At 52.9% G+C, this 6,304-nt stretch carries 6 protein-coding genes; 3 read left to right on the top strand and 3 right to left on the bottom strand.

Annotated features, from left to right (window positions below; all coding sequences use genetic code 11):
• The coding region (locus tag J1C54_RS15950; protein WP_229149886.1) for a potassium channel family protein at positions 1-558 on the top strand (558 nt) is incomplete at its 5' end.
• Between the two features lie 36 nt (positions 559-594).
• Positions 595-1,134 carry an HNH endonuclease gene (locus J1C54_RS15955; RefSeq protein WP_229149889.1) on the top strand — a complete coding sequence of 180 codons (540 nt, stop codon included), beginning with the start codon at positions 595-597 and terminating at the stop codon, positions 1,132-1,134.
• 260 nt (positions 1,135-1,394) lie between these two features.
• Here J1C54_RS15955 and J1C54_RS15960 read toward each other — a convergent pair whose 3' ends face one another.
• The gene (locus tag J1C54_RS15960; protein WP_229149891.1) at positions 1,395-2,228 is read right to left on the bottom strand and encodes an MBL fold metallo-hydrolase; all 834 of its coding nucleotides are present in this window, start codon (positions 2,226-2,228) and stop codon (positions 1,395-1,397) included.
• A gap of 72 nt (positions 2,229-2,300) precedes the next feature.
• Between J1C54_RS15960 and J1C54_RS15965 the strand changes: the two genes are divergently transcribed.
• Positions 2,301-2,948, top strand: a complete 648-nt coding sequence (locus tag J1C54_RS15965) for a class I SAM-dependent methyltransferase (RefSeq protein ID WP_229149893.1) — start codon at positions 2,301-2,303, stop codon at positions 2,946-2,948.
• A gap of 40 nt (positions 2,949-2,988) precedes the next feature.
• Here J1C54_RS15965 and J1C54_RS15970 read toward each other — a convergent pair whose 3' ends face one another.
• Positions 2,989-5,262, bottom strand: a complete 2,274-nt coding sequence (locus J1C54_RS15970; protein WP_229149895.1) for a FecR family protein — start codon at positions 5,260-5,262, stop codon at positions 2,989-2,991.
• Positions 5,263-5,276: 14 nt separating this feature from the next.
• Positions 5,277-6,304, bottom strand: a 1,028-nt coding sequence (locus tag J1C54_RS15975; RefSeq protein WP_229149898.1) for a hypothetical protein, incomplete at its 5' end; no start/stop codon positions are given.

A 6,304-nucleotide genomic window follows, 5' to 3' on the forward strand; every position in this document is an offset into this window, starting at 1 on the left:
CCGAACAATTCGTTGCAGGCCGACGTCCCTGTCGGGCTGCGGCCTGAGCTCAAACGCCATGACCAGACCGGGGATATAAATGAAGTTAGTAATGGCCGGATGGGCTATATGTATTTTGGGCATTTTATCCTTGTCATTGACGCTATCTTTAATGGCCGGCAAGGGTCTTCAGAATATATATATATATTGTCGTTCTTTGTCTTTTCGGTTTTTCTTACGTCTTTTCATAACGTCTTTACGCGAAGACAGGAGCTACATCTGTGGCCGCAGTTTGGCAAGATGCTCTTGGCTATGTATGTCTGCATAATCGGCTTTGCCGCCCATTATCTGCATCTTGGGATTATGTACAGCGGAGATATAGTTCATGAGCCTGCAGCATCACTGTATTTCTCTGTAGTAACTTGGACCACCCTCGGCTACGGTGATTTTCAGCCCGCCGAAGCCGTTCGCGGCTTGGCTGCATCTCAGGTTTTGTTAGGCACACTTTTTATGCCCCTGCTCTTGGCAGCATTTATTTCAGTCATCCAGGATAAATCAGGTGATAATAAGAAACTGTAGCCGATCACCACTGCTTGCGGCGTTAGGCGATAAATCGTGACCCCTGATGAATTGGCAAGAGAAATTGAGCGAATTCAAGCTAGCTTCGACGAGGTGGCTAAAGGCAGGGGGCGTGGTTGGCGGGATAAGGCAGACCCCCTAACGCTGGAGTACGAAGATTACAGAAGGACTAAGCTCTGGAAGGGAATTAGCGCGAGCGTGCTAAGCCGGGACAAAGGAATGTGCATGAGGTGTGGCGGCAAAGCCGACCTTGTCCATCACATGGATTACAGCGATCCCGTGATGCTCGGAAAGGCCAATGAAAATCTTGTTTCGCTCTGCGAAGGGTGCCATGAAGTAATACATTTTGATTCTATTGGGAACAAGCGTTCCCAGGCTGAGTGGGGCAATGTGCTTTCAGATATGAGTTTCAACGAGAAGCCACCTAAGGTGGATTTGCGATTGACTGTCAGCAAGCCAGCAGTATGGAAACGATTAACCGCGTTGCAGAAGAAAGAATGGAGCCTTGAGTTTGCTAGGAGAAAGTATCCGGATCATTACAGAAAGGCGTTCGGTGATGAAGGTCAGGACGCCTAACAATCGGCTGCACCGGATAAATTTTCGCTGCCACGGTAATCTCCCCCAAAGCTGGGACATAATCAGGACCAAAATTGAGCTCTAGCAAGCGGCCTTCATTACGTTATCAGAATCATATTATTTATTCGCCTTAGGAATAAGTTTAGTTATCCTGCCGGCCTATGAATTAATGAAACCACTAAATATCTGACTAACCAACTTCGAAAGCCGTCCCAACCAAATGATTTTCCTACCTTTAATTCAAAAACGGGTTGGTTGTCTCACTTTATGATTCCACAATCATTTCTTTTCAGGTAGCTTTCTGCCAACTCTCGCAATCGCTCGCGGCCAAAGCTTGGGTCGTGGCCAGCGTGAACAATGTTTGCGGGGAATTCCAGCAAACGGCGCATGGTGCGGCAGTAATCATGGATATCCGATTCCGGGAAGTTATCCAGCAACGGACCATCATAGACCGCATCTCCGGAAAACAAGGTGCCAGTGGCCGCCTCCCAAAGACCTACACTACCGGGAGAGTGTCCGGGCAAATGCAGCACCTCAAAACTACGATCCCCCAAATCAATTATCTGACCAGCCTTTAGCGCCTGACAGGCAGCACAACCCGGCGTATGGAACTGTTCCGGATCAAACCCGGCAAAAGGCAGAGCATCAATCAACAGATCAGGAACCTCGTAACCGGCCTGCTCAATGCTGGCCTTCATCCCTGCCGGCCAATGCTGGCTGCATAACACCGGATACTGCTCCGGTTGAGCTGCCATACCCTGCTCCAGCGGATGCAATCGCCGATCAGAAAACTCGTTAAGTGCGCCCACATGGTCCATATGACTGTGCGTGGCTATGGCCACCACGGGCTTGTCGAGCCAGTCCGTCAACGCCACGCTCAAGGGGCTGATACCCATCCCACCATCAATCAGCAAGTGCCGGTCACGGCCTCGAACCAGCCAGATATTGCACTGGAATACCCGGGCAACATGGGGTTCCCAGAAACGGGTAATGGCGCCCGCAACCTGCTCATGGTCGAACCAGGATGTGGCAACCGGCAACGTTGATGCATCAATCGTGGCGCCAGTCACAAGCATTAGACGACCCTCTGCCATGGAGGCTTAGCCTCATTAAGGTTGAAGAAATCACCAGTTTGTCGCCACTGCCCGGCAGGTTAGCATGGCCCAATGATCTGCCCCCTTTGCCTGAGTATCGACAGCACCCACTTCGCCAACGCGGACGATCGCGACTATTTCCGCTGCCCGCGCTGCCAGCTGACCTTTCTCGCCCCCGAACAGCTGCCAGATGCAGCTGCCGAACGGGCCCACTACGGCCTGCACGAAAATGATCCGGCAGACCCGCGCTATTGTGGCTGGCTGTCTCAACTTGCCGCGCCACTTGATAAACAGCTGATCGCACCATCGAAAGGGCTGGACTATGGCTGCGGACCGGGGCCGGCACTAGCTCAAATGATGCAAGAACGGGGCCATAGCATGGCAGTTTATGATCCGATTTTTGCACCAGACAGCAGCGTACTAAATCAACAGTATGACTTCGTCACCTGTACAGAAGTGGTGGAACACTTCCATCAGCCAGCACGAGAGTTCGAACGACTGACCAGCCTGCTTACACCAACTGGTGTGCTAGCCATCATGACCAGCCTATTGGATGACGGTGTTGATTTTCACACATGGCACTATCGACGCGATCCCACTCACGTGTGCTTCTATCGACGAGAAACCTTTATCTGGATTGCAGCACATTTCGGCATGAGCACGCCTGGTGTGATTGGCAGTTCAGTGGTATTTCTGGGCCATAAAAAAACCGCCACATAAATGGCGGTTTTTTTAATGTGCGAGCTCCAATCAGGCTAGATCACTGCCCGATAATAACCCCACCAACCGACTCCTTTTCGAAAAGAGCAGTGCCGTAATAAGACTCTATGTTGGAATCGTATGAAACACCACCGATCAGCGCCTCAGCCTGAGCGCCGGCAAAAGTGCCAGTTAAAGAGGCAAAAGGCAGCGGATCAATAGCGTTATTCAAGCCGATCCCACTAGGCCCATAGAGATCAAGCAAAGAGCCGCTGCCCTCCATAACGGTACCGCTTATATCCAGCTCAACATTAATGCCGCCACTAGACAGATTGTCGAAATCCACCTGGACGAAAGATCCGCTCAATATTGCAAGATCCCCTGTCGCACCACTCACTTCCGCCAGTGGCGTGCCATCAACAAAGTTGTATTGAAAAACACCGGTCAAACCGATTGACTCTACCATCGCCTCTGACAAAGGAGTGCTGGCGACCATGTAATGCCAGTCGGACAACGGCGTGCTGGAACTGCCGAAATCATCAACCACATCATAGTTGGCCTTATCCCAGATACCCCAGTAGACCTCGGTGGCAACTCCGCTGTCTGGATCGCCCGGCAAGTTATATATAACAATACCGTCCTGCTGATCCGGAGATGAGCTTCCACCAATAGCGGTATAGGTTGTGCTGAACTCGCCGAAAATTAGCTCCTCCGCAAACACGCCGTTACCATTCTCGCCGACCTGCAAATCAAAAAAGTCTGGAATGGTAGTGACTTTTGCAAAGCCATCAGAGAGGGTCGAAACACCTCCAAAAAGACGGGCCGGGATCAGCTCACCCTGAAACGCAAGGGTGCCGTAGTAGAACAGGGAGTTTTCAAAGTCATCAATCTTCAGTGCACTAATAATGCCCTCCGCCTCCTGTCCTACGAAGGTGCCACCAATAATGCCCGACAACGGCGCAAAGCCACTGACAGGGCTCAGATACATACCCGCATTATAAAAGACGTCGATATCATTAATACCAACCAGCCGGACGACACCAGAGCCATTATCAACACTGATATCAACGGCCATCTCAAGGGTGCCGAAGTCGACGGTGATTCGGCCCTTATCAACCGTTGCCATGGCAGAATCAGGCAGACCACTGCTGCTATCTACTGCATTTAACTCGGTGCCACCAACGTAGTTATAACCATAGCGGCCGGTCAAACCCAACGCCGCAAGCTCGCTACTACCACTTTCCAGAGCATTATCGGCAAACATATAGTGCCAAACGCCTGTGTCGGTGAGAGGTGAACCAATATCGTCAAAGGCTTCGAAGTTACCTGCCGTCCAAAAACCCCAATGCACTTGGGCCGCCATACCTTCGACTCCCTGGATCTGCAGGTACTGAGTGCCACTAACCGTACCCGTGCCAGAAAGATCGTAGGGAGTTGATGTCTCACCGTCCTGCGCATCAAGAGTCATGGCATCAACATAACGGCCCGCCCCTTCGCCAGTCCAGGACAGACCAGCTGACAAGGCCCGACCGCCTTTACCACCAAATGCGCCCACACCGGATACGGTGCCGGAGAACGGCTCCGGAGTTTCGCCTTCGCTCCCCTCAAGGCCATCAACAATTTGATCCTGCTCATCCTCAATTAAATCTCGAACAGTAAGGCCATCGGTCTCGTCACTTCCCAGACCAGCAAGCGCCTCCGACTGAAACAATTCAGCTAGCTCCGGGGCCAGTTCCGGGGCAGATTTTGGCCCGGCAACGCGCACCACTTGACCGGGCGTTACAATCCGCGATCCTGCTTCGTTGCTAACCTCTACCTGGCCTTCCTCAAGATAAACGTAAGTTCCCGGTTGCAACCCTGGGAACTCCGCCAGCCCTTCTTCCGGCACGTGAATAACCTGATAGGTGGTGCCACGGATACCGATAGTAGCCACTGAGGTGCCTTGAGAAACGTTGCCCGGATACCGGGCGCCGATGGCGCCAGTAACAGATCGCATCCAACCGCTAATTAGTCGGCCGGCTTGTTCATAAACGTCTGCTTCTTCATCAAAGCGCTGTCGCTGAATATGGTAATCAGAATTGCTGCGAAGGGCGGTCAGGGCGCCATCCGTCATACGCAACTGGGCAATACTATTATTACCTGTTACCACCCTATCGCCTTCATGGAACACCGAACCTGTGCCGGCGCCGCGGGAAGACTCGTTTGCATCGACAATCGACACCGTGCCGCGAGCAAAAAGAATTCGCCCTGCCTCTGTTGCAGCATGGACAGGTAGCGATACCAGCCAGAGCAACAGCACCGGCAGAGAGAAATTAAAAACACGCTTGGCATTCATGATGAACCTCCGTGTCAGAAGTAACGTGTCAGAGACACGCTGCCACTGGTTTGATCAAAGGTGTAAGTGGATATAGTGGAGTCCTGATTGCGGTGCTGGACCCGCGCCTTCACTTGCCACAACCGGTGCATGGTTTTGTCCCACTGCACGCCAACAATAAACCTGTCGTCTGTACGAGCCTCGTTGAATGGGGCAGCGTATTCCGTGCTGTATTCGCTACGAGCGTAACTCAGGTCCCCGGTCAGGCGCTGGCTCGGCGCAAACATCCAGCTCGCCGAGCCACTCAATATAGCCCGTGTGGCATCACCACCCGGGCGCTGATTTTTTGCCGCTTCGTACTCCACGGCGATATCGCCATTCAGCATCCAGGAGTTATTCAAACGATGGCGCACACCGCCACGTGCTCGAGACATAAGGTTATCGTACACATCGTTTTCGAACTGCATGTCACGCAGGCTGACCGTGAACAGCACCCGAGTTTCCGCACTGGCCTGCTCTCGCCATTCGGCATCACCCCCAAAATAGGTGTAATAGTGCTCGCCATCTAATTGCAGGTAGCCAAGGTCAGCCCCCAGAGCAATTTCTCTCTGACCATCCAGATCACGACTCCATTCGGCGCGGCCACCAAAAAAGTCCTGATCAAACTGGGTGGCATCGTCATTTCCCAGCGGGTCGCTACCGTCATCGGTATTACGCTTGAGCAGGCCGTTCAGAGAAAAATTGAGCTGCTGATTGGACTTCAGATCCACTCGCTGCCGAACACCGGCGGCCAGAGAGCCGTATGGCGACTCAATTGCATCGGGACCAGCCAGTCCGGGCAAGCCGAAATCCTTCGGGTAGCTACCCACGTTATCGTCAAAGCCACCTTCCAGTGTGACGAAGGCAATCCGTTTTTTCAGACGACGGGCCTCATCAGCCAGACCAAGCTGCTGGCGCAACTGGGCAATCTGCTCGCGAGCGGCTGGCGGCGGGTTCTGCCCATCCAGAATATCCAGCTCCCGGCGAGCAGCCTCCCCCAGATCCAGACGGGCGTAGGCCGTCG

The sequence above is a fragment of the Alcanivorax sp. 1008 genome, assembly GCF_020667895.1.
In the GTDB taxonomy this organism is placed as follows: domain Bacteria; phylum Pseudomonadota; class Gammaproteobacteria; order Pseudomonadales; family Alcanivoracaceae; genus PGZG01.